The organism is Parvibaculum sp., from assembly GCF_035511255.1.
In the GTDB taxonomy this organism is placed as follows: domain Bacteria; phylum Pseudomonadota; class Alphaproteobacteria; order Parvibaculales; family Parvibaculaceae; genus Parvibaculum.
The window spans coordinates 1-3,220 of record NZ_DATKFR010000384.1 but is presented as its reverse complement, the minus strand read 5'-3'; the positions used below and the strand labels follow the sequence as shown (position 1 = coordinate 3,220).

The 3,220-nt window shown below is 66.0% G+C and carries 2 protein-coding genes; both read right to left on the bottom strand.

Annotated features, from left to right (window positions below; genetic code table 11):
* The coding region (locus VMR03_RS14730; protein ID WP_325406527.1) for an acetyl/propionyl/methylcrotonyl-CoA carboxylase subunit alpha at positions 1-1,959 on the bottom strand (1,959 nt) is incomplete at its 3' end.
* A 180-nt stretch (positions 1,960-2,139) separates the two neighbouring features.
* Positions 2,140-3,220 (bottom strand): carboxyl transferase domain-containing protein (locus VMR03_RS14725; protein WP_325406525.1); only part of this gene is annotated, 1,081 nt, incomplete at its 5' end.

The window sequence follows — 3,220 nt, the reverse complement described above, 5'->3', positions numbered from 1 at the left end:
GCCGGCCGCGACATTGACCGAGGCTATGACGCCATCGGCCGCCGCCGCAAGCGTCTGTTCCATCTTCATGGCTTCCATGACGACGAGGCCCATGCCCTTCTTCACATGGGCGCCGGCCTCCACCAACACGGCGACGATCTTGCCGGGCATGGGCGACCTCAACGCACCCGTGTCGCCCTCTCCCGCCACGTCGACATCGAGCGGATCGGGAATCGCGAATTCATAAGCCGCGCCCCTGTGGATCACGGTGAAGCCTTTCGGGGTCGGCACATAGCCCGCCTTGACGCGCATGCCGTTGACCGTCGCGGCGATCCCGCCTCCGTCGTTCAGCGTGCCATCCGCGACATGCTCCACGCCCTCATGCATGAAGCGCCAGCCCTGCCCCTCGGGCGTTGCGCGAACCGCCAGAGCCTCGTCCCCGAACGAGAGGTTCAGCATCTCGCTCCGTTGTCCACCCAGCGTCCAGCCGTCGGACGCTGCCCAGGGCGACCAGGGCTCGCGGGTGCGGGCTTGCGCCCTGCGCCCCGCACCGGCGCGCGCGGCAAGATGGCCGACCAGCGCGGCTCCCAGCACATGGGCGTCGAGCGTCCGCGCCGGCACCAGCGCGTCGAGATGACGGTCGATGAAACCGGTATCGATGTCGGCGTTCCGAAAGGCCTCGTGCCCCATGACTTCCGCGAGGAAAGCAAGATTGGTGCGCGGGCCCACGACCTCCATGTCGAGCAGGAAGCGCCGCAGCTTTGCCAGCGCGACGTCGCGGCTTTCGCCATGCGCGATGATCTTGCCGATCATCGGGTCGTAGAACATCGAGACCTCGTCGCCCTCCTCCACGCCCATGTCGGCGCGGATGCCTTCGTCCTTCGGCAGCCGCAGCCGTACGAGCTTGCCGGTCGAGGGGAAGAACTTCTTCGCTGGGTCCTCGGCGTAAAGGCGCACCTCCACCGCATGATCGTTCAGCGGAATCTCGCCCTGCGTCATCGGCAGCTTTTCGCCCGCCGCAACGCGCAACTGCCATTCGACGAGATCGGTGCCGGTGATCGCCTCGGTCACCGGATGCTCGACCTGAAGTCGCGTGTTCATTTCCATGAACCAGAAGGCATCGGCGCGGAGCCCTTGCGAGCCATCGGCGATGAACTCGACCGTGCCCGCGCCGCGATAGCCGATGGCCTTCGCCGCCGCCACCGCCGCCTCGCCCATCGCGCGGCGCATCTCCTCCGGCATGCCGGGGGCCGGCGCTTCCTCGATCACCTTCTGGTGGCGGCGCTGCAGCGAGCAATCGCGCTCATGGAGATAGACGGCGTTGCCATGCGCATCGGCAAAAACCTGGATCTCGATGTGGCGCGGCCGTGTCACATATTTCTCGATCAGCACGCGTTCGTCGCCAAAGGCTGCGCCCGCCTCGCGCTGCGCGCTCTTCAACTCCTTCTCGAACGACGCCGCATCGTCGACGCGGCGCATGCCCTTGCCGCCGCCGCCCGCCACCGCCTTGATAAGCACGGGATAGCCGATCTTCTGCGCCTCACCTTCGAGGAAACGTGGATCCTGCTCCGCCCCATGATAGCCCGGCACCACGGGCACGCCGGCCTTTTCCATCAGCGCCTTGGCGGCGTCTTTCAGCCCCATCGCCTTGATGGCCGAAGCCGGTGGCCCGACGAAAATCAGCCCCGCCTTCTTGCAAGCTTCCGCGAAGGCGACATTCTCGGAGAGGAAGCCGTAACCCGGATGGATCGCCTCGGCGCCCGAACGCTTCGCCGCCTCGATGATCTTCTCGATGACGAGATAGGACTCCTTCGCCGCCGCCGGGCCGATATGGACGGCATCATCCGCCGCGCGCACATGATAGGCGCCGGCATCGGCATCCGAATAGACGGCAACGGTCCGAAGCCCCATGCGCTTCGCCGTGCGCATGACCCGTGCCGCGATCTCGCCGCGATTGGCGATGAGGAGGGAGGAGAACATCAGATGTTCCTCCGTGCGCCGTCAGTCTTATCTCCCCCTTGAGGGGGGAGGTCGACGCGCGAAGCGCGGCGGGTGGGGGTGAAGACACGGGCGAGAGTCTTTCGAAGAAGCCCCCCCACCCTACCCTCCCCCTCAAGGGGGGAGGGAATTTGATTCCGAATATGACTCATGTTTTCCCCCTCACATCCGGAACACGCCGAAGCGTGTTTCCGGTACGGGTGTGTTCAAACTCGCGGAGAAGGCGAGCGCCAGCACGCGGCGGGTTTCGCGCGGCGTGATGATGCCGTCGTCCCAGAGCCGCGCGGTGGCGAAATAGGGATGGCCTTCCTTTTCGTATTGCGCGCGGATCGGCGACTTGAAGGCGTCCTCTTCTTCGGGACTCCACGCCTCGCCCCGCGCTTCCATGCCCTCGCGCTTCACCGTCGCGAGCACGCTCGCCGCCTGTTCGCCGCCCATCACCGAGATGCGCGCATTGGGCCAGGTGAAGAGGAAGCGTGGGCTGTAGGCCCGGCCGCACATGCCGTAATTGCCGGCCCCGTAGGAACCGCCGATGACCAGCGTGATCTTCGGCACGTCGGCGCAGGCGACCGCCGTCACCATCTTGGCGCCGTCCTTGGCGATGCCGCCCGTCTCGTATTCGCGGCCGACCATGAAGCCCGCGATGTTCTGGAGGAAGAGCAGCGGGATGCGGCGCTGGCAGCAGAGCTCAACGAAATGCGCGACCTTGAGCGCCGACTCCGAAAAGAGAATGCCATTGTTGGCGACGATGCCTATGGGCATGCCGTGGAGATGTGCGAAGCCTGTGACGACGGTCGTGCCGTAAAGCGCCTTGAACTCGTCGAACTCGGAGCCATCGACGAGCCGCGCGATCACCTCGCGCACATCGTACTGGATCGAGAGCGCATGCGGCACGACGCCGTCGAGCTCCGCCTCGTCGTAAAGCGGGGCGACGGGCTCGCGCAGCGGTATGTTCACGTTCTTCTGCCGGTTGAGCGTCGAGGCGATCTGGCGGGCGATGGCGAGCGCATGGTTGTCGTCCATCGCGTAATGATCGGTGACGCCGGATTTGCGTGAATGGACGTCCGCGCCGCCGAGATCTTCAGCCGTCACGATCTCGCCGGTCGCCGCCTTCACCAGCGGCGGGCCGCCGAGAAAGATCGTGCCCTGCTTCCTGACGATGATCGTCTCGTCGGACATGGCGGGCACATAGGCGCCGCCCGCTGTGCAGGACCCCATGACGACGGCGATCTGCGGGATGCCC